The sequence below is a fragment of the Ruoffia sp. FAM 26254 genome, assembly GCF_045528545.1.
GTDB classification, from domain to species: Bacteria; Bacillota; Bacilli; order Lactobacillales; family Aerococcaceae; genus Ruoffia; species Ruoffia halotolerans.
This window is the reverse complement of record NZ_JBGQQY010000030.1, coordinates 1-24,266: the sequence shown is the minus strand read 5'-3', so window position 1 is coordinate 24,266 and position 24,266 is coordinate 1. Positions and strand designations below refer to the sequence as shown.

The window sequence follows — 24,266 nt, the reverse complement described above, 5'->3', positions numbered from 1 at the left end:
AGATGAGAACACAACACAAACTATCGTTGCATAGAGAGACACTTAAACATAGGAATAAAAAAAGAGCCAAGGTGACTGCGTCACCTGGCTCCTCGGTCCACCAACATCAAAAATTCATGAACCGAAACAATCACTTTACTCTAGCGTCTATTGATTTAAAAATGTACTTAACCATTCAGGTAAATATTTTTCTTTAATGTCTTTAGGAAGATTTTCGTAAACAACATCAAGTTGTTCAGATAAATTTTTGTTCATTATTTGTTGAATTTCTTTAATCTTCATATCGCGTCCAATAATTTCAGCGATCGCAATTTGACGAAGTACTTCAATATAACTGAAAGCTAAAGCTACAGTCAACACACTTGCAGTTGTCCCAGAGATCATCCCACCAGCAACTGTCCCGATACCTGGTATGAGTTTAAAAGCTGATGAGACGAGGATTTTACCGAAGTAAGTCGCCCCACCAGTCCCACCAATCCCTGCAATAATTGACACAATTTGTGATTTGTCCAATGACAAACCAAATATAGATGTAATGTGCGCTAACATTGTTATTTGCATCGGCACAAGGAGCGTGGCATCGGAAATCGGAATCGGTGAAAAACCAACTCCAAAAGCTGAAGCTACATACTTATTTGCCCAACGCCTAGCGTGTTCCACTTTAATGTTCAAATCTATTTGTTGGGCGTTGATAAAAGCCTTGTGAACCTCTGTTGGTACCACTTCAAGTGTTGTATCAATTAATTCTTGCAATCCATAGGCAGGTATTCTTTGTTCACCACGTATCAAATATGTTTTCGCTAACAATGGAATAATTGACTGAACTGGCATATCAAGCTCGTTTAAATATTTCTCAAAGTCACTATTCTTCTCACCTATCGCTTGCGTCAAGATTAGTAACACAGGCACATGCTCAGCCATTGCTTCAATTAACTCCATTTCAAATGGCTCAATCCGCGCCATTGTACTGTTAATACAGTAATAAACTATATCAATGGCTTCATGAGGACCTTTTTCTTTTTGTGATTTAATTAAATCTGAAAGTGACAGTAAGACTTCATGCTGCGCTTCAGGATTAAGTTCTAAACCTTTTGTGTCATACAAAGTCAGTGGGACACCCTCTTTAGTAATTTTCTCAACATGTTGAGTGATCGGTTGTCCAACACCGGTTTCTGCTAATTTTTCCCGGAAGACAGCATTAATTAAAGTACTTTTACCGCTTCCTGTTTTTCCAGCAACTAAAATATTAATGGGTTCAATGTGGTCCACTTCTTGCTGAGTCTTCTCCATTAAATTATTCGCGATATCTCGATTCGCTTTTCTTTGTGTGATTTTATTCCATAAGCTCACAATCTACCATCCCTTTCAATTCATTCTTATCTTCTGCGGTTCGATATTAGAATGAGTCGTATTAACTGGAGCGCCGTACTTAACGTGGCTGCAATATATGTGAAAGCCGCTGCATCTAACACTTTTTTCGCTGCGGGCACTTCTTCCTGCACAAATACTCCTGTATCCCCTAGAATCGCTAGGGCTCTTTTACTTGCATCAAACTCTACGGGTAAAGTGACTAATTGGAAAACGACAACTAAACCAAAAGCAAGAATCCCTATATTAACTAAACCAGTTAATTGAAATAATAAACCAATTAAAATTAAAGGCATCGCGATAGATGACCCAATTTGAACGACCGGTGCAATCGCACTTCTTACTTTTAAGAATGCGTAATCTTTTTGATCTTGAATCGCATGTCCAACCTCATGGGCTGCTACGGCTACTGCAGCTACTGAAGTTTGATTGTAAGTTGCTTCTGATAAGCGCAACACTTTATTTCTAGGGTCATAATGGTCAGTTAAGCGCCCTCTTACTTGTTCCACTTTTACATTAGATATTCCTGCTGTTTGCAAGATATGCTCTGCTGCTTGCTTCCCTGTAATTCTTTTTTCTGTATCTAATTGATCGTATTTATTGAATGTCGATTGCACACGATTTTGTGCAAACATAACAATCCCCATTCCGATAAGGACTAAAATGTAAGTCCAATCCATATAAAACATATGTATTCCTCCTTAGTTGAAATCACTATAATTATACCACATATACCATTTTTCTTTGCATCTGACAACTTGTAATGATTATATAATACTGACATTAATTTAAGATGAATAAAAAATAACCGAAACGCTCTGAACGTTTCGGTTTGTAGATTAGCGTATATTTATTATCGCATAATTTGATAAATTGACATGCAACTTAAGGCGGATATTATTTTTCTTCGGTAGGTAAAACTAAGTTTAAGATAATTCCAACAACCGCACTTAAAGCCGTCCCTGAAATAACTAAGGCTGAACCTACTTCAAGAACTGCCCCACCTAAACCAATAACTAGCATCGCACTTGCGATAATTAAGTTACGGGATTGGTTAAAGTCTGTTCGATTACTGATTAATACTTTTAATCCGTTACTTGCGATAACCCCGTAAAGTAAGATTGACATTCCACCTAAAACTGATTGAGGAATTGTTGAAATTAGAGCCGTGAATTTCCCTAAGAAACTGATGATAATTGCAATAATAGCAGCATTACGAATGACTGATATACTCGCTACTTTTGTCATACCAATAACTCCTGTATTTTCCCCGTAGGTTGTATTGGCTGGTCCACCAATGAATGCCGAGAATAATGAGGCAATTCCGTCACCGGCTAAAGTTCTGTCTAAACCAGGTTTTTTAATGTAATCATGACCTGTAATTTCCCCAAGAACCATCACATCTCCCATATGCTCCGCAATTGTTACAAACGCAATCGGGATAATCGCTAATGCTTCAGCACCAAAGTAGAAGTTATATCGATCTGGACTGTTTCCAAATGGTAGGCGAATATCTGGTAACGCAAACCAACTTGCTTCATGAACTGGGGTTAAATCAACAATACCTAGTAAAAACGCTACTATATAACCCACAATAATTGCGATTAAGAATGGAATCACTTTGGCAAAACCTTTCCCTTTACATGTCACAAATACAGCTACGGCAAAAGTCACAACAGCCGTAAGAATTTGGCGCCAATCACCACCTGAAACAAAGCCAGCATTTTGAACCGCTGTCGCTGATAATCCTAATCCGATAACAACAATCATTGGTCCAATAACGATTGGTGGGAATAATTTATTAATCCAGCCGCTTCCGATTTTATGTATGATAAATGCTACAACAACATAAACAAGTCCAACTAACATAATTCCAGTTTGAGCTGCATCAATACTTCCACCCATTTGATCAATCGCAAATGACATCGCTGTAATATAAGCAAATGATGAACCTAAATATACCGGTACTTTAAACTGAGTCACAACCATATAAATCAGCGTCCCAACCCCACTTGCTAAAAGTGCCGTCGACACTGGTAAACCTAATACTAAAGGCACTAAAATTGTCGCACCGAACATCGCAAACACATGTTGGAAACTTAATAATAAACCAGGTATTAATAATGGCTTCTCATGCACATCTAACAACATTCTTTTTTCTTTTCCTGAATTTTCCATATAAACAGCTCCTTTTTGTTTAGGTTCACTTTGGACAAAATAAATAGCCCTTTGCAAAAACAGGGCTTTAAAGAAGTTCATATGTAAATTGATGGCTCGCTCAACGCAATACCCTCAATAAAATGAAGTCTTTAGTAACCTCTCTGGATTACTTTAAAAGTCCCTTTAACCTGTCAAAATTTTACCATGTATAAGGAATATTGCAATAGAAAATGTAAGATTTATTAAATATTTGTTTAGAAAAGTTTGTTGATGGGGGATGTTGGGTGGTGAGAAGGGAATTAATCGGTTAATAGGACAGGTCAGACAGTGACAGTGGTAATTAAACACTTAACAGGACGTGTCACCACATGACACGTCCCGTTAGACCTACCCCTTAACCAAAACTAACACAAAAACCGACCAGCAGTCGCTTTTAGCTGGCTGCTGGCCGGTATATTGGAATATGTTTCTAATTAAGATAATAACATCGCATCAGATGCTAATGTTTCACCTGATTCTTGACGGAAGAGCTCCATTAAACGATCAATCGTTAAGTTTTTCTTCTCTTCGGCACTCACATCAAGGATTATTCTTCCTTGGTGGAGCATAATCAGACGGTTACCATATTTCACCGCATCATTCATATTATGGGTAATCATTAATGCAGTTAATTGTTGTTCGCTCACAATTCTATCTGTTAGTCTGAGAACCATTTCACTTGTTTTAGGGTCTAGCGCTGCCGTATGCTCATCCAGTAGCAATACTTGTGGCTTACGTAATGTTGCCATTAAGAGTGTTAACGCTTGGCGTTGTCCACCTGACAAGTAAGCAACATCTGTAGTTAAACGGTCTTCCAATCCTAAATCTAATATTTTCAAGCGTTCGATCATTTGTTGACGATCCGCTTCTTTAACACCTTTACGAAGGCCACGTTTTAAACCACGTCGGTTAGCTAACGCCATATTTTCCTGAATTGTTAAACGCGCCGCTGTCCCCATCTTCGTGTCTTGAAACACGTACCCAATTGAGTCCGCACGCTTGTTCATTGGAAGGCGTGTCACGTCTTCGTAATTGATTTTAATTGATCCTTCATCAGGTGTCAGTGAACCACTAATTGTATTGAGTAAAGTTGATTTACCAGCACCGTTACCACCAATAACCGTTACGAAATCTCCATCATAAAGTGTTAAATCAATGCCTTTTAGAACGTGATTCTCATTCACTGTTCCACGTTCGAATGATTTTTGAATCCCTGATAGTTCTAATTTAATTTTTCTTTCTTCAGTCATTATTTCGCACCTCCGCTCACTGCGCTCTTTTTCCGACTACCAAATTGTCTTTGAATTTGAGGGAAATACAATACAAATCCAAGTAAGATAGCAGAGAATATACGTAAGTCAGTTGGACGAATATCAATCCATGGTTGGTTTAAAATAAAGTCAATAATTAAGCGGTAAATGAAACTACCTAAAATGATCGAAGTTAAACGGAAACCAATTGATTGGTTAGGAATTACCACTTCAGCAATAATGACTGAGGCCAGTCCAATAACAATGGTACCAATACCCATACTTAGATCGGCAAAGCCGTCTTTTTGTGCTACCATTGCTCCACTTAAGGCAATCAACCCGTTACCAATAATATAGCCTAAAGTCTTCATAAGGTTTGTATTAATCCCGTTTGCTTCACTCATTCGTGGGTTATCCCCAGTTGCTCGAAGCGATAGGCCCATTTCAGTATGTAGAAACAGAACTAATAACGTAATGATAATTGCTAGGACAATCAAAGCAAGGACTGTTACGGACATATTTTTACTGAAACCAAACATATCTTCGATTGGTGTAAAAATCGTTTCTTGACCAAGTAAAGCTAAGTTTGAACGTCCACCCATCACTTGGAAGTTAACCGAGTATAAACCTGTTTGAAGTAAAATACCCGTTAACAGCGGTGGGATATGAAGTTTTGTGTGTATCCAACCAGCGAGTAAACCACCGGCTGCCCCACCTGCGAAAGCTGCAGCAGTTGCGAGAAATGGGTTAAGACCATTTGTAATTAAAATGGCTGCGATGGCGCCCCCTAATGGGAACACCCCTTCGGCTGATAAATCTGCGATATCAAGTAATCTGAAGGTAATGTATACCCCAATAGCCATGACTGCCCATACAACCCCTTGGCTAAAACTTGATGAAATAACATCTAGAATCATAAGTTAAACATACTCCTTTAATAAATTTTAAAAATCCATATTATCTTACCATATTTTAATGAATAAGGACTAATCTATTTGAATTGAACTTGCATCAATATTCACCGCTTCTGCGAATTCTTCATTGACAATTAACTCAAAGTTCTTACCAACTTCAACTGGCATATCAGCTAGAGATAAATCTTCATCTAACATACGCTTAACCATGTCAGCTGTTTGTACACCGTAGTCGAAGTAAGAGTTTGAAATTGTTGCTAAAGCATTGGCATTAATCGTTGAGTCAGATGACCCAATTAACGCTAAACCAGCTTCTTTCCCGATATCACCAACCAGTGAGATTGAACTATCAATCGTATTATCAGTCACTAATAAAATTGCATCGGATTCATTAACTAAAGCAGTCATGACTTGCGCAATATCATTCGTGTTCGTTACTGATTGGACAATATGATTTAGTCCTTTTTCTTCAATAACTTCTGTCGCAATATCAACTTGATGTTGTGCGTTAACTTCACTTGAATTGTAAATTGTTCCGATGTTTTGTGCATCAGGGACAACTTGTAGTAATAAATCTACGTGATCGGCAATTGGACCTAAGTTTGTCGTTCCAGTTAAATTACGTCCGGGCGCTTCCATTGAATCAACTAACTTCGCTTCAACTGGTGCTGCCACTGCTGCAAAAAATATTGGTTTCTCCTCTTCAACAGTTGCTAAAGCTTGTGCAGCTGGTGTGGCAATCGCAAAGATAATATCATTATCACGCGCAACTTTTTCTAATAATGATTGCAATGTTGTCATATCGCCGTTCGCATTTTGTAAGTCCCACTCGACATTCCCATCTAATAGCTCATCAATACGCTCTATAAAGCCGTCACGTGTGTCATCTAAAGCTTCATGACTGACGTGTTGTAAGATACCAATTTTAATTGGTTCATCTTGGGCTTTAACCGTTTGAGTTGCTGGAAAAATAGATACGAACGCTAAGGCAATGATTGTTACTAATTGAATTATTTTTTTCATTTTATATGCTCCTATTCAATCGTTGACGGATCGACACCGATGGCTTCAGCAAAATCTTCGTTCACTACAATTTGAAAATCTTTCCCTAATTCAATTTCCATTTCTCCAGGGTTTAAATCTTCATCCAACATGCGAATTACCATTTCTGCTGTTTGAACACCGTAGTCTTCATAAGAGTTTGATAATGTTGCTAGTCCGTTTGTTCTTACAACTGAATCAGATGACCCAATTGTTGGGATCCCTGCTTCTTTAGCAATATCTCCAACTAAAGTAATGGCACTATCAATCGTATTATCCGTTACCATAAACATCGCATCGACATTACCAACAAGTGCATTCATCACTTGTGATATATCGTTCGTACTAATCACTGTTTGAACATCCGTCGCTAAACCTTGTTCTTCAAGTAATTCAACGGCTACGCCCGCTTGAACTTGTGAGTTGACCTCACTTGAGTTGTAAATTAAACCAACTGTTTCAACATCTGGAAAATTACGTATTAATAAGTCGACTTGTTCTTCGATCGGCGCCATATCACTTGTTCCAGTAATATTTCCTCCTGGAGCTTCGATAGAGTCTGCTAAACCAGCTTCAACTGGATCTGTTACTGCTGCAATAAAAATTGGCTTCTCTTGTTCAACTGCTGCTAAAGTTTGAGCAGCAGGCGTTGCGATGGCAAATAAAATATCATTGTCACGCGCAACTTTTTCACTTAATGATTGAAGACTCGATTGGTCACCACTGGCATTATTAATATCCCATTCAATACGGTCGCCATAAGCTGAATTGTCTAACGTCTCTTGAAAACCTTTCAGCACTGCATCTAAAGCTTCGTGCTCTACATATTGAACAACACCTATATTAATTGTTTCTTCTTGTGCTTGGACTGCTTGGCCACCTGCTAACATTGGAAGTAAAGCTAATACAACGGTAGTAATAATATTAATAAATTTAAATCGACTTTTCATTTTGAATTCTCCTTATCTTTTATTCGGAATCTTCAGAGCTCTCTTCTTCAGATTCTTCTGTATTTTCTTCATCTGATGTTTCTTCTGAACCTAAATCAATATTTGATAAATCTAGACCTAATGTTTCTGCATTTTCTTCATTAACAACTAATTCTAATGTATCTGCGGATTCAACTGGGATAATCTCACCAGATTCAATGATTTCTACTAGCATTCCCGCTGTTTGTTTACCTAATTCGTAATAATCTAAACCATATGTCGTTAACCCATTTGCTAAAGCCATATCCTTTGATCCACCGATAATTGGCAGCTCAGCTTCTAATGCTAAATCTCCAACTAGTGTCATTGCACTTGCAATTGTGTTATCTGTTACTGTGAAGACTGCATCTACGTCATCATTAACTAAACCACTCATGACTTGAGAGATGTCATTCGTTGAAGTCACTGTTGCTTCAACAACTTCAATGCCAGCTGCTTCAAGGGCTGCTGTTGCTTTTTCTGCTTCACTCATTGAGTTTGCTTCACCTGAGTTATAGATGATTCCAACACGTTCTGCGTCAGGAACAACTGCTTGGAGTAAAGCTACTTGGTCTTCAATTGGACCAGCATCGGTCGTACCAGTAATATTTGCTTCTGGCTCTTCTAAGTTTTGGACTAAACCTGCACCAACAGGGTCACTGACTGATGAGAATAATACGGGTTTCTTTTGTTCGACATTCGCAATAGCTTGAGCGGCTGGCGTTGCAATAGCGAAAATATAATCACTACTGTTCGTCACATTCTCACTCATTGATTGTAAGTTTGCTGTGTCTCCTGAGGCATTTAAATAATTTAAAGTTAGGTTTTCACCTTCAACATAACCGGCTTCTTCTAAGCCATCAATGAAACCTTGATAGTTTTGGTCTAATGATTCATGCTCTACAAATTGAAGGACACCTACGTTAATTTCTTCTTGATCTTGTGCTTCTGCAGACATTGGTGCTGCGATTGTACCTAATGCTAATAATGAAACTAAGGCTGTTTTTAAATATCGATACATAATTTATTCCTCCATTTTTTCTATTTTTTTATAACAAAAAACCCCTGTCAGATTTGATTAAAATCTAACAGGGGTAAAGAACTTCTCTTATCCTCTATATAGGTGAACCTCTTTGATACACCCGCTTTAGATTTTAATCTTTCGATTAGTTATCTATGCGGGCATCATAATTGACAGCTCCTCATAGATACAAACGTTATCGTTTACGGTTTGTATCTATCGTTGTCAGATACAAACACTATCTAAAGTAGCTGTAAAAATATGCTGATAATTGTATGCAAAGATGTTTAGTCATCGAGAATGTTCCTTTCAGTACGTTTTTGTTGTATCTAATATAACTGACTCATTATTAAAAGTCAACACATATTCTATATTATTTTTAATCTTTTTATCATTTAATTCACACGATGCTCATCTGTCCCCGTTTTAATTACTTCTAAAGCTGAGTTTAATCCACCTTCAACTAAGTTTTGAACAGCAATATCTGTGTAATAAGCAATATGTGGCGTATAATGAATGTTTGGATGATTAAGAATTTGAAGGAAGACTTCATCTTCAATTACCTGGCCTTCCCAATTTTTTGGAATAAAAGGCCCTTCATCTTCATAGACATCTAAGGCAGCATTTTTAATTTGTCCACAATCAATCGCTTCAATTAAGTCTTGAGTCTTCACAATCTTACCGCGGGCTGCATTAATTAACGTTGTGCCCGGCTTCATCTGATTGAATAAATCATGGTTAAACTGGTGATAATTGTCTTCAGTCAATGGCATGTGGATGGTCACAATATCAGCATCTTTGATCGCTGTTTGCAAGTCAGGTTGATAAACTACATGCTCTTTGAACTCTTCGTGTTCGACAATATCATACCCAACCACTTCAGCGCCAAAGCCATGTTTATATATTTTTGCGACTCTTGATCCAATTCGACCGACACCGATAACAGCTACTTTTAAGCTTTGAATCGAATGACTTCGAATGCTTGGCTCCCAGGTGAAGTTTTGTGACGCCACCCTTTGGTCGATTTCATCACTGTTTCGAATCAGACGCATGGCAGCGTAGACGGCAAACTCTGCGATTGATTCTGGAGAGTAACTTGGGACATTTGTAATGATGACATCATTGTCACTCGCTGCTTTTAAATCATACATTTCATAGCCGGCGCTTCTTTGAGCAATAACTGGAATTCCCAACTCTTTGAGCTTCGAGTAGACAGGCTCTACAATATCGGAAACTTGCATATTCGTTATCCCATCAAAGCCTTCTGCTAAGTGAACTGTCTCTGGCGTTATATATTCTGGTGTCATTTCGACATGAATCGAATGCGCCTTCGACCATTGCTCCATTACCTCTGCTTCTTCTGGTGTCACACCAAATGCGATGATTTTTGTCAAATGAATCTCTCCTTTTAATCTAAAAAAGCCCGTTCAGATTTAACTAAACGGACTTTCAAGTGATGTCGTTGAATCAATTTATGCACCGTTTATTCTTGTTGTCGCTAACCAAGATGGTATAAGATAAATTGTTAAATTCATATTACGCTATTATGTGACTCAAGTCAATTTATTTTTAATTGAATTCTCATTTTAATTTAATTCTTCTTTGCTGTCGGTTAAATCACCTGAGTGTTCGAGACTAAAGCCGAGATTCATCTCCGGTTGATCATCTTCATATCCTAGGTAAACAATCCCAAAATCCTTCAACCTAGCAAATACCTCTCTAAATTCGCGTTCAAAGCGAGTAGAATTTACTTCTTCAGCAGCTACCCCAAGCGCCTCACAGCCTAAGCCTTTAGCAAGTAGTAGAGCTCGCGGAAGGTGGTAACCTTGAGTGACAATCACAACTTGATCCACACCAATCACTTCTTTTAATCGGTATAAACTTGCATGTGTGGAATAACCTGCATGATCTAAATAAATTTGCTCACTTGGCACCCCTTTGTCGACTAGATATTGTTTCATAACGCCGACCTCATTGTAGTATTGGTCCGCATGATCTCCACTCATAATCAGCGGATTATCTGGATTCTCCAAATGAATTTCATATGCTTTATCTAAACGATTCGCTAATATTTGACTCGGGTATTCATTATTTACAACGCCCGCTCCAAGTACAAGGATTGGCACATCATCATTCATAGTTTGATTTATTTCGTTCGCATCGACGACATTCGAACTTGTTGAGAGAATAACAAACAAGTTAATTCCAATCACAGCTAGGGCAGCTAATGAAACAACGGTTAAAAGAAACTTGCCCACGCTTTTTATAATAAACCAAATAAAATTAACAATAGTAACGATCGATATTCCCTCCCTTGAAATTTGACTGTTTAGTATATTACCAATCATTTTTAAGGGGTTCAATATATAACCGTTATATTTAATAAATAATTATACTTTAATAAAAAAACTACACTATCAAACGATAGTGCAGCTTTAATAAACTTATTTAGTTACATCGACGGTTTGAACCCAGCCTTCAGGTGCTTCAACGTCACCCTTTTGAATTCCTACTAATTCAGCATAAAGTTGTTGGGTAATTTCCCCTACTTTAACACCGTCTGTATAAGTATACTCTTTATCACCATGCGTAATTGAACTGATTGGCGCAATGACCGCAGCTGTACCCATAGCTCCCGTTTCACTGAACTGGTCTAATTCATCCACATAAACATCGCCTTCGACAACTTCTAAGTCTAAACGGTTTTCTGCTAACCAAATTAACGAACGTTTCGTAATACTTGGTAGAATCGATGGCGATTTAGGTGTGACAAATTTATTATCTTTTGTAATACCGAAGAAATTCGCAGAACCAACTTCTTCAATCTTCGTATGAGTCGCTGGATCTAAATAAATCGCGTCACTATACCCTTGGTCCTTCGCAAGTTTTCCTGGTAAGTAACTACTTGCATAGTTTCCACCAACTTTTTGTGCTCCCGTTCCTCTTGGTGCCGCACGGTCAAAATCACTCACTAAGAATTTAGACGGCGCCATTCCACCTTTAAAATACGGTCCCACAGGCGTCACAAAAACAGTGAATAAATATTCTTTTGCAGGTTGAACCCCAACTGTATCGCCGATTCCAATTAATAATGGACGAATATATAAAGTCGCTCCACTTTCATAAGGAGGGACCCACTCTTCATTGGCACGTACAACTTCATGAATTGCGTTAATAAAATCTTCTTCTGGATACGCTGGCATTAGTAATTTTTCAGCTGAATCTATTAAACGTTGTGCATTTAATTCTGGACGGAATAATTGAATTTCGCCTGTTTTAGTGCGGTAAGCTTTCATTCCTTCAAAGGCTTGTTGTCCGTAATGAAGTGCTGTTGATGCTTCAGAGATGAAGACATTCTTTTCTGTTTCAATACGTCCTTCAGACCACTCGCCATCTTTATAATATGCACGGAATTTTTTTCCCGTATCAATATATCCGAAGCCTAACTCGACCCAATTAATCGTTTCTGGTGTTATCTTAGTCAAAACTCTCATCCTTCCAATAATAAAATCATAGTCATATACTACAACTTATTGATTAAAAAAGCTACAATTCTATGAGAAAAATATTTGAATTGTCTCATAATACTTTATTTATCCCTTATTTAACGTGTATTGCAATATACTTGTTATCTTTCTGTTATAGATTCATGTTACAATGCTTATACAATTTTACAAGAATATGCATGTCGAAAGGAAATATATATGAAGAAACTTTTACTACTCACTCTACTTTTCACTTTAAGTGGGTGTAGTTACTTTACGAGTGAACCTGAAAGTGTCACGACTCCAAATCAAGAAACGCAAACAGAAAGTCAAAGTGAGGAAGTTGCTCAAGAGGCAACTGAATCAACGCCAGCGAATAATACCTTTGACAATGTCTTTAACGAAACAGTTATTGGACAAGATCGCTACCCTGCGACAACGTTACCTGATTCAATTCCCATTAGTGACTTACGTGTAGCCATCGATGAGTTCTACACAGAAGCGATGCCAGAAGACGAAAAAGAAATGAATTATGAAAAAATAGATCCTGAAACGATCGAAACACTTCAAGAAACATTCAGTGAAAATGAAGTCTACGAGCCCCTTGATATTACCGTGGACCAAATTTCGCTTGAATTAGGTGGCGAAACAAATTATATCGCGCGTATCGTTGTTGGTATGCCTTATGAAGAAGCTGAGGATTTAATTGAGGAACATGATATTTTAGTCCTAAATGAAGCTCTCAGCCAATTAGAAAACCGTTTAGTACTCTTAGCTCATTACGATGGAGAGGCTGATACATTAACGCCGTATCATTTAAATAATAGTACAACGAGTATCTTCTCGCTCGCAGATTCTGAAGGCGAAACTTCTTCAGATTCTGAATAATAATTTATGACATAGTAAAAGCCCGTCACACTGTAAAAAGGTGACGGGCTTTTGTTTATTTACCTAAACTTTTACGGTAATTTTTAACAATTTGTTGGCCTACTATGATTTTATCTTCGAGTAAGATGCTTACGATTTCTTCATCCGTGAGCTCTCGATCAGAATCATCAATTATTTGGCTAATCGTATCTTTAATATAATTTGCAGACAGTCCATCACGTGTTAGTGAACGGGATGTATTAATAAAGTCTGTAAAGGCTGAAACTTGCTTGTTAAATTCGATATTCTTATTCGATGCAATATGGTACACAATCGGCTCAGGTAAGCGGGTTTCTTTCGCAATATCCTTCATCGATAACGTTGCCTTATATTCATCTTTCCCTAAGAAATAGCGTTTGTGGGCTTTAACCATACACATGACCACTTCTAAAATTAGTTGTTCGCGGATACGCAAGTTATCTGCTAAGCGTTGGTAGCCTTCTTCATGCGGCTCAATATAATTATTTAACTCTTCATCTTTTTTAGCTGCCATCTCATCAAAATAAGTCTGGTTAAAAGAAATTTTTGGATAGTATTGACGATTATAGCGTATTTGTAAGCCGTCGCCGACTGGCGTAACAGTTACATCCGGAATCAAGTTAATCTTGTCGACTTGATTAAATAAAGCAGCTGGGTTGGTGCGCAATGTATGGAAGTAATTTACACTTTCCATAATCTCTTCATTAGAAATTTGCGTCTGATCTTGAATCTCAGCGTAATCTTTATCACGTAACTCTTCGAAAAACACTTCTAATAAATAGTATGCTACATTTGGTGCATGTAAGTCCTGTTCCGTTTGTATCATCATCGACTCTTTTAAATCATAAGCCCCAATACCAGCAGATTCCAATTGCTTAATTAATGTCACCGCATCTAATGTAACGATCACTGGCATATCAATTTTCTTAGCTAATTCTTCTACTGTATAAGGTAAATAGCCTCTTTCATCTAAGTATTCTATCGATTTAACCATCGCATCACGGATATCAGTATGGCGATATAATAATATTTGCTCAAACAAATACGTATCTAAACTTTGGGTACTTTCTTTTAATTCTTCGGCTTGTTTCGTACCTTCAAAACGCTTAAAAGCTGGGATTTGTTGTTCAATACTATACTCTAAATCGATAAAAGGATTATCTAAGATCGCATCTTCTAAATAATAAGTTAATTGCTCAGCATTTAAATCAAGTATATCTAATAATTGCGGATTACTCATAATAGCTGAATTTTTTAACCCTTCAAAGACTTTTACTGACTCATCCTCTTGAATGGTTACTTGATCTAATGGTTCTTTTTGAACGTCACGTTCTTTCATCTTATCACTCCTCTCACTTATCTTCTCTTTAATATTATAGATTATTAAAAGGCTTTCGTCTATTATATCAATGCAGCCGTTGTATTTTCACAACGGCTGCATTTAGAATATATATAGATTATTCCGCAAAGAAACGATGTTGGAAATCTAATTCCATCGGTGTCACGAATTCATACCCTTGTTCAATTAATTCAGGGACAAGGCGCGCCACTGCATCAACTGTATATTGCGCTGTATCATGCATCAGAACGAGCATATCATTTGATAAATTCGCCATCACATTCTGATAAATTAACTCCGCATCTTGAAGTTCCCAGTCTAAGGAATCCACATTCCAAATAATTGACGTCATATCTGAAAGTAGACGAACAACCCGAGGACCTCCCGCACCAAATGGCATTCGGTATAAGGTTGGTGCAACGCCCGTTGCATCCACAATTGATTCTTGCGTCCATTCGATTTCCTGAATTACTTCTTCATCCGAAATCTGGCTGAAATCAGGATGTGAATAACTATGGTTCGCAATGATATGTCCTTCTTCAACTATGCGTCTTGCCATCTCAGGATGATCATCAACATAAGCCCCATAGACGAAGAATGTTGCTTTCACACCATTTTCTGCAAGTATCTCTAAGATTTGCGGGGTATATTCCATATTTGGTCCATCATCGAAAGTTAAAGCAATTTGAGGCGACGGATTGAGTGGTGTTCCTTTTAGTCGTTCACTCAGTACTGGGTTTGCGAAAATCGCATCCAAGGTTGGCTGCTCATAATTTCCGTAACTATGCCCGTTTATAATCGCCGCGACTAAATTATCCATTGATAGATGATATGACTCATAAGTTTGCGCCATATACGGCTGATCCGTAAAGTGACCTGCTTTATCGGTTAACTCATTAGCTAACTGAACAACTTCATATAAGTTACTACGAGTCACTGTTTCAATACTTGTAAAATTCTCCAGCTCACTTCTTAATGCATCCATCTCTTGTAATTTTCCAGGGGCTTGATTTAATAAATCATTGCCTTTAGCCACATATTCATTCTCTTCATCTGGTAAAGCACTTTGAGTTTGAGCAATTAAATCAGGCGTAACTCCTTCTCTAACTAAAGGGACTTCATCCATTAAAGGATTCCCTGCGAATACCGGTGATAAGGCTTCTAAGACTTCAAACTGCGCTTGAGCTTCGTCAACTGTATTATTTAATTCTTCTCTTGAGTCTGAAGGTAGCTTATTGGCAGATATTTCTGCTTGCTGAATCTCCTCTTGGGTGACATCGGATCTTAATACTTGATTATTTTGATCCTCAAACAAGATACTAATATCTTCTTGGGCTGCTTGTAATCTCTCTTCTTCTGACGGATAGAAAGCACTATATAAAACACCCAATACTAAAAACATCCCAAGTACCGATAATAATATTTTTCCAACATCTGATTTGATAAACTCTGATATAAATTTCATTACAACAAGTAGACCTACCTTCATTTTTTACTTTTTATTCATTCTCCAAATACGTATTAAATGTATCTCCGTGTTCAAAATCTCCATATTCAAAGCCGCGCATAAACCAAGCTTGACGTTGCTCTGCTGATCCGTGAGTGAAACTATCTGGTACAACCCGACCGGTTGCCCGTTCTTGAATCGTATCGTCTCCAACCGCAAATGCTGCTTGTAAGGCTTCATTAATATCTCCGGATTCTAACAAGCCTTCTTCTTGAGCATATTTAGCCCAAGCTCCGGCAAAGTAATCCGCTTGTAATTCTAAACGCACATTTAGTTCATTCGCTTCTGTCTCTGACAATCTTCTTCTCAGTTCGTTATATTCATCCATCACACCTATTTCATTTTGGATATGATGACCTACCTCATGAGCAACAACATAGGCCATCGCAAAATCTCCTGGCGCCCCATATTGTTGCGATAAATCACGCCAGAAAGATAAATCAATATAGACATTCGCATCGGCAGGGCAATAGAACGGACCTGCTTGAGAACTTCCAAAACCACAACCAGACGTTGCAGTCCCACCTTCATATATTACCATACCTGGCTCGTCATAAGTCATATTCTCAGTAGAAAATGACTCATTCCAAAAATCTTCTGTACTAGCTAATACAGAAGAGACAAAGTTAAACTCATCATCAGTAACGCCTGTCTCACTTTGTTGCGCTTCATTATTCACTTGAATTTCATTTGTTGGTTGGTTCATATTGTTACCGCCAAGTAAATCACCAAAGCCACCTAATGTGCCCCCGCCTAAGACGGAGAAAAGAATGACGGCGAGGACAATCCACTTACCTTTACCGGGTATAAGAAACAACAGATTTAATAACCCCCCGCCCATCGATGAGCGTGAGCCCCCTCGGTTACGACCTAAACCACCTGATTGACCGCGACGATCTTGAACATTTTTACTACGACGTAAATCTTCCCATTTCATAATTGCTCCTCCATTTTTTTGGTTTTTTTAAACAAATGGTGCTATAAGTCGAAGAACTGCGTCCCAAACACTACCAATGAGACCCACTTTAATATCTTGTAACTGGATACGTCTAGATTTCGCTTGAGATTCTAGAAAATCTTTACTAATATCTTCAATCACTGGATGATAATAAAACATCGTGCTCGTTTCAAAGTGCAAATAAAGTGACCGATAATCTAAATTAATCGTACCGACGGTCGCTACTTTATCATCTGAAACAAACGTTTTTGCATGCAAGAAGCCGGGTGTATATTCATAAATTTTAATCCCAGCTTTCATTAACGGTCTATAATATGAACGTGTCAGCCTAAATACCATCTTTTTGTCCGGAATGCCGGGTGTCATTAAACGAACATCCACCCCGCGCTTAGCGGCTAATTGCATCGCTGTTTGTAATTCATATGAAATCACGAGATACGGTGTATAAATATACACATAATCTTGGGCATTATTTAAAATTTCACGGTAGACATTCTCCCCTACGGGTTCAACATCCAAAGGTGTATCTCCAAAAGGCTGAACAAAGCCCATCTCATCCATCGCTGTTTCATCTTCTTGTAATTCGCGTGTTTCATTCATAATATGATCAATGCGAAATGGCTCATAGGATTCGTCCGTATAATAAAAAGAATTCCACATATTTAAGAATAAATTCGTTAAATTCCATGTTGCTGGCCCTTGAATTCGAACCATATTATCTTTCCAATAACCAAATCGTTCCTTCATATTAATATATTCATCCGCAATATTTAAACCACCTGTATAACCAATCTCACTATCAATAATGACAAACTTTCGATGGTCACGAGTATTATAGACCATTGAAATTAATGGCTTTACCGGATTAAACTTTAAGGCTTTAATACCTAACTCTTCAAGTTGCTCATCAAAATCTTTAGGTAGACGTGTAATAGATCCAAAATCATCATATAAGAACCGAACATCGACACCTTCTTTGGCCTTTTCCTTTAATACTTCAAAAATCGAATCAAACATTACGCCTGTTTCTACGATGAAAAACTCAATAAAAATTGTACTCTTTGCTTGTTTCAAGTCATATATTAATGATGACATCATCGATTCTCCATTCGGAAAATACTTTGCATCAGTATTTGTATACACCGGCATATGCGCATAATTGCTTATATATTGACTTAAAGCAGAAAGTCTTTTATCTTTCTTCTCTAAATATTCTTGCGCTGATGGAACCGATGTCATTTCTTTTGAATGCAGCTTTTGCAATAAATCCACGCTTCGACGCATCCAAATTATTGGTCGCTTGTTACCTATCATTAAATACAGTATCCCACCAAATAAGGGGAATAATGTAATGGCAATGATCCAACTCATTCGATATGCTGGACTCTCATCTTTATTCACTAGATACAAAACCATGATAATTGATGCAAAAGTGAAAGCAAACTGAATATAAGCTGAATAAGCAACAATATTGTTCATAATGATGACAAACCACACAATCTGAACAATAAATGCCACTGCAAGAACACCCACGCGTTCTAGCGTTGACTTTTTCTCTGGTTTCATTCTTTGCATCCCCTCCATAATACTTATTTTTAACTACTATTTATTATAGTAAATATTTTCTCATAAGACTATTAATCTATAGTATTATTTTGTTTTTTTGACTTTTTGTCCCTGATTTATCATAATACTCATATGAAATTCAACTCTAAACTTAAGAAAGGAGTTCCATTATGAAAATACTCATCGATGCAGATGCTAGTCCTATTAAAAACGAAGTCATCCAACTAGCTGAAAAATTTCATCTCGAAGTTGTCATTGTCTCTAGTATATCTCATTATACCTTCGACACTTATCCAGACTTTGTCAAAGTCATCTATGTTGAGACCGGTACAGACCGCGCTGACTTTAAAATCGTTCAACTTGCTCAACCGAGAGACATCATCGTGACTCAAGATTACGGTCTTGCCTCATTATTACTGCCTAAGAAATGTCGCGTCATTCACCACAATAGTTACGAATATACCCAAGAAAATATCGATCTGCTTTTACATCGCCGACACTTTAGTGCTTTGGAAAGACAAAGTGGTATACGTACTAAAGGACCTAAAGCTTTTACAGATGGTGATCGCAAAAAGTTTTCACAATTTCTGTTACACATCTTAGAAAACTCATAAGAATGCCTATGAAAAAAGAGCCAAAAGGTTGAGTGATTCTCAACCCCTTGCTCAATGTAATAATTCTGATTTGTAATTTAGTTAGACTGCGAACGATAATTAACCATGACTTCTGCAAATATTTCAGCACTTGTCGGTGGTGTAAAGGTAATAGCATTCGCACCCGCTTCGATCGTTTCTTCAATTGATTCCTCAGTTGGCCCTCCGGTCGCTATGATTGGCACCATTGGTCCAACTTCATCACGGATTTGTTTAACTAAGGCTGCTGTATTGGCTCCTGCCGATACGTTTAGCATATCTGCTCCAGCGTTTAGCTTCGTAATATAATCATCTTTATCACTTGCAATCGTTGCAATCACTGGTACATCGATGCATTTATTAATTTCTGTAATCACTTCTTTCTTCATCGGTGCATTGACAATGACACCGTAAGCTCCCATTTGTTCAGCTTGAAAGGCAAGGTCTACACTTCGTTGACCCGTTGTCGTTCCGCCACCCACTCCAAGGAATACAGGCACTGAAGAAACATCGACGATCGATTGCATAATTGTTAATTGTGGTGTAAATGGATAGACAGCAATCACAGATTGAGCATTACTGTTTTTGATAATCGCTACATCCGTTGTAAATAAAAGTGATTTAATCCGTTTTCCTAATATTTTCACTCCAGATGCTTTATAGATCGCATCAGGCATTTCAACAATTCTTGTTTTTAACTCTGCTTGAAATTCTGGAATAAACTTCTCTTTCTTTTCAGGTTGTTCAGAAACAACATCTGTTAAAATTATACGTTGTTCATTGTCTTCTGTTATTTCCGTTGTAACAGCTTGATAACTTGGTCCTGGCTGTTCAAATCGATCACTGTTAAATTTTTCTTCGTTTGTCATAATTCACACTCCTTAATAATACTTCTACCATTCTATACAAAAAAGACCACAAATTAAAGTTTTCTCACCTGCGGTTACCGAGAGTACTTTCTTTGCGGTCTTTTATAATTTTCCTATTAAACTTTTTCAGTCATCATCGAAATATCTTTCGCTACATCTAGTAAAGACATCACATCTTCATTTTCTAAGGCATAAACAACACGTTTACCGTGTTTTTCTGACGTTATCACACCACTGTTACGTAATGTAATTAAGTGATGAGACGTCGTTGCGACTGACGCATCGATAAATCGTGAAATTTCATACACGCATAATTGCTTATAGTGCGCTAGGAGTTCTACGATTTTAATTCGATTTAAATCACCTAATACTTTAAATATATCAGCTTTACCTTCTACTATATTAGTGTCAATTATATTTTTAACGTTAGCCATTTCCAAATCTATGGCTTCGTCATTTAGGCATTCATATTGAGACATATTGTCACCTCTCATTTTACAAATATTATAATTTGGTTATCACCATAGAATTATAGCATTTGTATTGACATAAATCCAATGAAGTTTTGAATGATATGTAAAAGAATTGAATATTCAAGGCGTCTCGTATATAAATAAACAAAGGTAAACCCTGCAGATAATACAAAGTACACCATGAAATCAATCCAGTTAGCTGGACCATGTAACATCGTAAAGATGACTGCAGCCACAAATGCCCCAATGATTGGCATTAAAGAGAATGTATACTTCATGATTAGTCCTCTTAAGATATACTCCTCAGTAATCGGCGTTAAAATAACGATATTAATAAACATTAAAATTGGGTTCATATTTTGAACTAAGGACTCGACCGCCGTTTGGTTCCCTGGTTGAACATAATCCGGTGCCGCAAACATAATAATCATATTAAGTAGCACTTGAAGTAAATAAATGAATACATATATTTTCAATGCTGTGGCAATATTTTGCCAAGTAAAAGTTTTAAAATCAAAAAATTTAAAGCCTAAAAGCTTGCCTGTCACAATGATTAAAACTGTTAGACCAAGCGTCTGTAGAAAATACTCCATCGGTGCATGCGTCATTAAATTAAGTAAATTACCTTCTGTCAAAGTTTCAACAGTTAATTCAACTTCAGCATTTAGCGCACCTCTCCGAATGACCCATGTCTCAGCTAAGACCCGTACATAAAAGTAGGCAGCAATCAAAAGCGGGGCTTTCCACCAACTCCCTTTTACTTGATCGGACCATGGTCTCTTTAATTCTTTCCATACACCTTGCATAACTTACCTCTATTCTTCTGTTGTCTCGAACATATCTGGTGTGAGTGTTGCTTCTAGTTTATTGATTTCTTGAATAACATCAAAGCCTACAAATTCAGCGAACTCTTCATAGGAATAAACGATCTCATCTGTGAAATCAATGATCGTCCCCGCACTTTCAAGTAAGTATAATTCAATACCCGTCATTTGCTCCTCATCATTCATCGCAACAAGTCCCATGCCGAACACACCGTTCTCGTAGTCGACGTTCATCGTCCCTTCAATCGCCGTTGTCGCTCGATCGAAGAACTCAGATAACTCTGGGTATTCTTCCTGTTTCGCTTGCGCAATTTCATTGTAAAGTGCTCCAATGTCACCCGCAATCATGACTTGCTCGCCCATCTCGTTCGCTTCAAACGCATTGATGACTTCTTCATGACCCAACCACTCGATCGCAACTTCTGTTAAGAAATCTTCCACTCGAAACATTTCTAAATTGGCACTATTTAAACCACCTTCAGTCGAATCCAATTGCACAACTTTCCCTTGAAGTTCGTCATAGTTTTCTTGAGTGAAGACATAAAAATCTTCCACGACCGTCCCAGCATAAATTTGAGGCTGTGTATTCAAAGCATCGGCAGCATATTGAATTAAATCATCCACTGAAATATGTGCTTCTTGAATGGACTCACGGTCACTTCTTGAGAAGATGGCATTCGGTAAATAAGGAGGTCTTAATTGAGCGGTATAATATTTATCCCCGTCTTTCAATGAGTTTTGAGAGATTAAATCCATTTCCTCACCGACAACAACAAAACTTGCATATTCAACTGAACGTTGATCTAACTGACTCACGCCTTCTAAAAAGGCAAGCGGTGAAGAAGTATCCAAAGCTGATTCCATTGGTACTTCCTCAGTTTCTACAATACTTTCAACTTCCGGACTCTCTTCAGTTGATGCATCCTCTGTTGCCTCTTCTGAAGTCTCCTCTACCGATTCTTCAGAACTTTCTTGACTTTCTTCTTCAGATGGGCCTTCCGATGTAGACTCTTTCCCCCACTCAACTGATTCGATGGGAGAGATATTTTCTGCAAAAGTTGTTATGACAGGTGAAGATAAACCGAATAAAAGCGCCAACACAAGGAGGCTAAGACTTTTTTTATTGTTCATTTACTTAATTCCTTTCTAAATGTCTTTTACTGAGCTGCATTAATAATATCTAACGTATCTAGCAATTCATCAAAGTGGCTAATAATATAATCCGCTTCTTTAAGATGCTCACGGTGACTTTCTTCAGTAGCTAAACCAATCGATGCATGTGTATGCTTTCCATACTCCATATCAACCGTTGAGTCGCCGACATAAATCATCTCATCTAAACGAATATCATATCGTCTGGCAATTTCGTGAAGAGCAGTTGGGTTTGGCTTTGGTCCAAAGTCATCGGCACCGCCAACAAATTCAAAGTATTGATCAATGTTTGCTAACTTTAACGTTTCCTCAGCAATCCGGCGATTATCATTGGTAACAACAGCTAAAATATAATCATCTTTGAGGGCTTCCAGTGCATTCATTGCGCCGTCCATTACCAATACATGCTCACCGTGACCTTTGACATAGTCTAAATAAGTATCTTCTAAGATTTCTTCAATTTCAGAGACCGGCATATCCAAAATCTTACTAAATTCTCTAGCTTGGTCAATGATACTGCCCGCAGCATAAATTGAATTAGCCACAACTATATCACCTTCCACACCCATATGCTTTCTGAATGCTTCTTTGTCTTCATCATTCAAATCGGTTTTATCTAATAATAAGTTAGTCACATCGACACTTGGTTGGTCCCAAGTCCTTCCTAATTCTATTAATGTTCCATCTTTATCTAAAATAATTGCTTTAATCAATTGAAAGTCCTCCTAAAAGTTGTTAAATTCCCATTAATTGTATCATATTTGTATGCAAAAAAAGAATGCAAACAGCGTATGTTTACATTCTTCTAGATATAATTTAAATTTGTAATCCGAAAAAAATTAACTCATAGATATAAGACAATGGCATGAATGAACTTGACCAATACACCGGAACAAAATCCGCACTAATTAAAGCTTTGGAAATCATCGGTATAGAATATCTTTGTCTTCTTCCAAATTCCACCATTATATTAGCAAATTGACGAAATGATAAATTTGAGTTATTACTGTTTGAAGCCATAACTGTCCCAAATGGTGACGTGTTTGCTTCGTTTCCTTGAGTTGATTCGTCGCCTTCAGGTGTTTCATCCACACTTTCAGAAGAATCCATATCTCCAGGTGTTTCTATCGTTGAGGATTCTGGTCGACTGCTTGAGCTATTATCTACTTCACTTGATTGTGAAGAGGATTCCACTTCTTCTCCGCTTTCTTGGCTTGAACCTGTTTCTTGGCTTGAACCTGGATTTGATGACTCTGGCGGTGTTTCTGATTCATCACTGCTCGATTCTTCAGGTTCAGATTCAATATTTTCAGGTGGATCTGGTGGAGGTGGTAACTCCCCTTCTTCACCATCTGCAATGGGTTGTTCAAAATCATCACGACCATCTTCTAAATAACTTCCTTCGTTTGAAGAGTTATCAATGGCTGCTACTTGAACGAGAGGTGTTTGGCTACTTATAAAAATTAAAAGCAACAAAACAACTAAGCCCAAGAAGAAATTTTGCTTACGCTTATTACAATTCATAAGAGCCTCCTTTAGTTTAATTTTTCCTTAAAATAAATATATCATAATATTTACTAAAGAAGTCGATTAACATACATTTGTAGCCATATCATAATAAATTTAATATAAATAGAAACTATTCTGTCATATTACTGTAAAATACAGAGAGTGTAAAATATCTTGTGTAAATAGAAAAAAGGAAGCCCCTTCTGTAGAATAGAGTTACCACACTACATTCACAGAAAAGAGGACTTCCCTATGAACAATCTTACTACAGATATCTTACAGACT

The 24,266-nt window shown here is 37.5% G+C and carries 23 protein-coding genes; 2 read left to right on the top strand and 21 right to left on the bottom strand.

Annotated features, from left to right (window positions below; genetic code table 11):
- Window positions 1-147: 147 nt before the first annotated feature.
- The 11 genes from ACEN3Z_RS08025 to ACEN3Z_RS07975 all read right to left on the bottom strand — a co-directional run bounded on the left by ACEN3Z_RS08025 (window position 148) and on the right by ACEN3Z_RS07975 (window position 12,246).
- The gene (locus ACEN3Z_RS08025) at window positions 148-1,350 is read right to left on the bottom strand and encodes a YcjF family protein (RefSeq protein WP_407090447.1); all 1,203 of its coding nucleotides are present in this window, start codon (window positions 1,348-1,350) and stop codon (window positions 148-150) included.
- A 26-nt stretch (window positions 1,351-1,376) separates the two neighbouring features.
- Window positions 1,377-2,057: a zinc metallopeptidase gene (locus tag ACEN3Z_RS08020; RefSeq protein ID WP_407090446.1), complete on the bottom strand. Its 681-nt coding sequence runs from the start codon at window positions 2,055-2,057 to the stop codon at window positions 1,377-1,379.
- Between the two features lie 208 nt (window positions 2,058-2,265).
- A complete protein-coding gene (locus tag ACEN3Z_RS08015) occupies window positions 2,266-3,546 on the bottom strand; it encodes a uracil-xanthine permease family protein (RefSeq protein WP_407090445.1) in 1,281 nt (426 codons plus the stop codon).
- Window positions 3,547-4,001: 455 nt separating this feature from the next.
- On the bottom strand, window positions 4,002-4,817 hold the full coding sequence (locus ACEN3Z_RS08010) for an ABC transporter ATP-binding protein (protein ID WP_407090444.1): 816 nt from the start codon (window positions 4,815-4,817) through the stop codon (window positions 4,002-4,004).
- Window positions 4,817-5,734 (bottom strand): ABC transporter permease, encoded by a 918-nt coding sequence (locus ACEN3Z_RS08005; RefSeq protein WP_407090443.1) that lies wholly within the window; start codon window positions 5,732-5,734, stop codon window positions 4,817-4,819. The genes ACEN3Z_RS08010 and ACEN3Z_RS08005 overlap by 1 nt, the downstream gene beginning before the upstream one ends.
- A gap of 69 nt (window positions 5,735-5,803) precedes the next feature.
- Window positions 5,804-6,754, bottom strand: a complete 951-nt coding sequence (locus tag ACEN3Z_RS08000) for an ABC transporter substrate-binding protein (RefSeq protein WP_407090442.1) — start codon at window positions 6,752-6,754, stop codon at window positions 5,804-5,806.
- Window positions 6,755-6,765: 11 nt separating this feature from the next.
- A complete protein-coding gene (locus ACEN3Z_RS07995; protein ID WP_407090441.1) occupies window positions 6,766-7,722 on the bottom strand; it encodes an ABC transporter substrate-binding protein in 957 nt (318 codons plus the stop codon).
- Between the two features lie 19 nt (window positions 7,723-7,741).
- Entirely contained in the window at window positions 7,742-8,761 is a 1,020-nt protein-coding gene (locus tag ACEN3Z_RS07990; protein ID WP_407090440.1) for an ABC transporter substrate binding protein, read from the bottom strand.
- Between the two features lie 395 nt (window positions 8,762-9,156).
- Entirely contained in the window at window positions 9,157-10,155 is a 999-nt protein-coding gene (locus ACEN3Z_RS07985; protein ID WP_407090439.1) for a D-2-hydroxyacid dehydrogenase, read from the bottom strand.
- Between the two features lie 192 nt (window positions 10,156-10,347).
- The gene (locus tag ACEN3Z_RS07980; protein WP_407090438.1) at window positions 10,348-11,019 is read right to left on the bottom strand and encodes a vancomycin high temperature exclusion protein; all 672 of its coding nucleotides are present in this window, start codon (window positions 11,017-11,019) and stop codon (window positions 10,348-10,350) included.
- Window positions 11,020-11,205: 186 nt separating this feature from the next.
- Window positions 11,206-12,246, bottom strand: coding sequence for a branched-chain amino acid aminotransferase (locus ACEN3Z_RS07975; RefSeq protein WP_407090437.1), 1,041 nt, complete (start codon window positions 12,244-12,246; stop codon window positions 11,206-11,208).
- Between the two features lie 219 nt (window positions 12,247-12,465).
- Between ACEN3Z_RS07975 and ACEN3Z_RS07970 the strand changes: the two genes are divergently transcribed.
- Window positions 12,466-13,134, top strand: coding sequence for a hypothetical protein (locus ACEN3Z_RS07970; RefSeq protein ID WP_138404287.1), 669 nt, complete (start codon window positions 12,466-12,468; stop codon window positions 13,132-13,134).
- 55 nt (window positions 13,135-13,189) lie between these two features.
- Here ACEN3Z_RS07970 and ACEN3Z_RS07965 read toward each other — a convergent pair whose 3' ends face one another.
- From ACEN3Z_RS07965 to cls, 4 genes are all read right to left on the bottom strand, one after another.
- Entirely contained in the window at window positions 13,190-14,491 is a 1,302-nt protein-coding gene (locus ACEN3Z_RS07965; RefSeq protein WP_407090436.1) for an RNA polymerase subunit sigma-54, read from the bottom strand.
- Window positions 14,492-14,609: 118 nt separating this feature from the next.
- Complete coding sequence (locus ACEN3Z_RS07960; RefSeq protein WP_407090435.1) at window positions 14,610-15,956, bottom strand: polysaccharide deacetylase family protein; 1,347 nt, start codon at window positions 15,954-15,956, stop codon at window positions 14,610-14,612.
- Between the two features lie 34 nt (window positions 15,957-15,990).
- Window positions 15,991-16,935, bottom strand: coding sequence for a neutral zinc metallopeptidase (locus ACEN3Z_RS07955; protein ID WP_407090434.1), 945 nt, complete (start codon window positions 16,933-16,935; stop codon window positions 15,991-15,993).
- Between the two features lie 27 nt (window positions 16,936-16,962).
- Window positions 16,963-18,522, bottom strand: a complete 1,560-nt coding sequence (gene cls / locus ACEN3Z_RS07950; protein WP_407090433.1) for a cardiolipin synthase — start codon at window positions 18,520-18,522, stop codon at window positions 16,963-16,965.
- Between the two features lie 170 nt (window positions 18,523-18,692).
- Here cls and ACEN3Z_RS07945 point away from each other — a divergent pair, with 170 nt between their 5' ends.
- Entirely contained in the window at window positions 18,693-19,136 is a 444-nt protein-coding gene (locus ACEN3Z_RS07945; protein WP_407090432.1) for a YaiI/YqxD family protein, read from the top strand.
- Window positions 19,137-19,213: 77 nt separating this feature from the next.
- Here the strand turns inward: ACEN3Z_RS07945 and ACEN3Z_RS07940 are convergent, their stop codons facing one another.
- The 6 genes from ACEN3Z_RS07940 to ACEN3Z_RS07915 all read right to left on the bottom strand — a co-directional run bounded on the left by ACEN3Z_RS07940 (window position 19,214) and on the right by ACEN3Z_RS07915 (window position 23,996).
- The gene (locus tag ACEN3Z_RS07940; protein ID WP_407090448.1) at window positions 19,214-19,831 is read right to left on the bottom strand and encodes a hydrolase; all 618 of its coding nucleotides are present in this window, start codon (window positions 19,829-19,831) and stop codon (window positions 19,214-19,216) included.
- 308 nt (window positions 19,832-20,139) lie between these two features.
- Window positions 20,140-20,502 carry an ArsR/SmtB family transcription factor gene (locus ACEN3Z_RS07935; RefSeq protein ID WP_407090431.1) on the bottom strand — a complete coding sequence of 121 codons (363 nt, stop codon included), beginning with the start codon at window positions 20,500-20,502 and terminating at the stop codon, window positions 20,140-20,142.
- Window positions 20,503-20,552: 50 nt separating this feature from the next.
- Window positions 20,553-21,302 (bottom strand): CPBP family intramembrane glutamic endopeptidase, encoded by a 750-nt coding sequence (locus ACEN3Z_RS07930; RefSeq protein WP_407090430.1) that lies wholly within the window; start codon window positions 21,300-21,302, stop codon window positions 20,553-20,555.
- A 9-nt stretch (window positions 21,303-21,311) separates the two neighbouring features.
- Window positions 21,312-22,451, bottom strand: coding sequence for a hypothetical protein (locus tag ACEN3Z_RS07925; protein ID WP_407090429.1), 1,140 nt, complete (start codon window positions 22,449-22,451; stop codon window positions 21,312-21,314).
- 26 nt (window positions 22,452-22,477) lie between these two features.
- Entirely contained in the window at window positions 22,478-23,185 is a 708-nt protein-coding gene (locus ACEN3Z_RS07920; protein ID WP_197103883.1) for an HAD family hydrolase, read from the bottom strand.
- Between the two features lie 103 nt (window positions 23,186-23,288).
- Window positions 23,289-23,996 carry a hypothetical protein gene (locus ACEN3Z_RS07915; RefSeq protein WP_407090428.1) on the bottom strand — a complete coding sequence of 236 codons (708 nt, stop codon included), beginning with the start codon at window positions 23,994-23,996 and terminating at the stop codon, window positions 23,289-23,291.
- Window positions 23,997-24,266 lie beyond the last annotated feature (270 nt).

Bases quoted from the DNA above. Each gene is read 5' to 3' on its own strand.
- ACEN3Z_RS07995 (WP_407090441.1), bottom strand. From the start codon at position 7,722: ATGAAAAGTCGATTTAAATTTATTAATATTATTACTACCGTTGTATTA.
- ACEN3Z_RS07960 (WP_407090435.1), bottom strand. From the start codon at position 15,956: ATGAAATTTATATCAGAGTTTATCAAATCAGATGTTGGAAAAATATTA.
- ACEN3Z_RS07925 (WP_407090429.1), bottom strand. From the start codon at position 22,451: ATGAACAATAAAAAAAGTCTTAGCCTCCTTGTGTTGGCGCTTTTATTC.
- ACEN3Z_RS07940 (WP_407090448.1), bottom strand. From the start codon at position 19,831: ATGCCTGATGCGATCTATAAAGCATCTGGAGTGAAAATATTAGGAAAA.
- ACEN3Z_RS08010 (WP_407090444.1), bottom strand. From the start codon at position 4,817: ATGACTGAAGAAAGAAAAATTAAATTAGAACTATCAGGGATTCAAAAA.
- ACEN3Z_RS07970 (WP_138404287.1), top strand. From the start codon at position 12,466: ATGAAGAAACTTTTACTACTCACTCTACTTTTCACTTTAAGTGGGTGT.
- ACEN3Z_RS08020 (WP_407090446.1), bottom strand. From the start codon at position 2,057: ATGTTTTATATGGATTGGACTTACATTTTAGTCCTTATCGGAATGGGG.
- ACEN3Z_RS08015 (WP_407090445.1), bottom strand. From the start codon at position 3,546: ATGGAAAATTCAGGAAAAGAAAAAAGAATGTTGTTAGATGTGCATGAG.
- ACEN3Z_RS07955 (WP_407090434.1), bottom strand. From the start codon at position 16,935: ATGAAATGGGAAGATTTACGTCGTAGTAAAAATGTTCAAGATCGTCGC.
- ACEN3Z_RS07915 (WP_407090428.1), bottom strand. From the start codon at position 23,996: ATGAATTGTAATAAGCGTAAGCAAAATTTCTTCTTGGGCTTAGTTGTT.
- ACEN3Z_RS08005 (WP_407090443.1), bottom strand. From the start codon at position 5,734: ATGATTCTAGATGTTATTTCATCAAGTTTTAGCCAAGGGGTTGTATGG.
- ACEN3Z_RS07945 (WP_407090432.1), top strand. From the start codon at position 18,693: ATGAAAATACTCATCGATGCAGATGCTAGTCCTATTAAAAACGAAGTC.
- ACEN3Z_RS07935 (WP_407090431.1), bottom strand. From the start codon at position 20,502: ATGTCTCAATATGAATGCCTAAATGACGAAGCCATAGATTTGGAAATG.
- ACEN3Z_RS07930 (WP_407090430.1), bottom strand. From the start codon at position 21,302: ATGCAAGGTGTATGGAAAGAATTAAAGAGACCATGGTCCGATCAAGTA.
- ACEN3Z_RS07965 (WP_407090436.1), bottom strand. From the start codon at position 14,491: ATGAAAGAACGTGACGTTCAAAAAGAACCATTAGATCAAGTAACCATT.
- ACEN3Z_RS07990 (WP_407090440.1), bottom strand. From the start codon at position 8,761: ATGTATCGATATTTAAAAACAGCCTTAGTTTCATTATTAGCATTAGGT.
- ACEN3Z_RS08000 (WP_407090442.1), bottom strand. From the start codon at position 6,754: ATGAAAAAAATAATTCAATTAGTAACAATCATTGCCTTAGCGTTCGTA.
- cls (WP_407090433.1), bottom strand. From the start codon at position 18,522: ATGAAACCAGAGAAAAAGTCAACGCTAGAACGCGTGGGTGTTCTTGCA.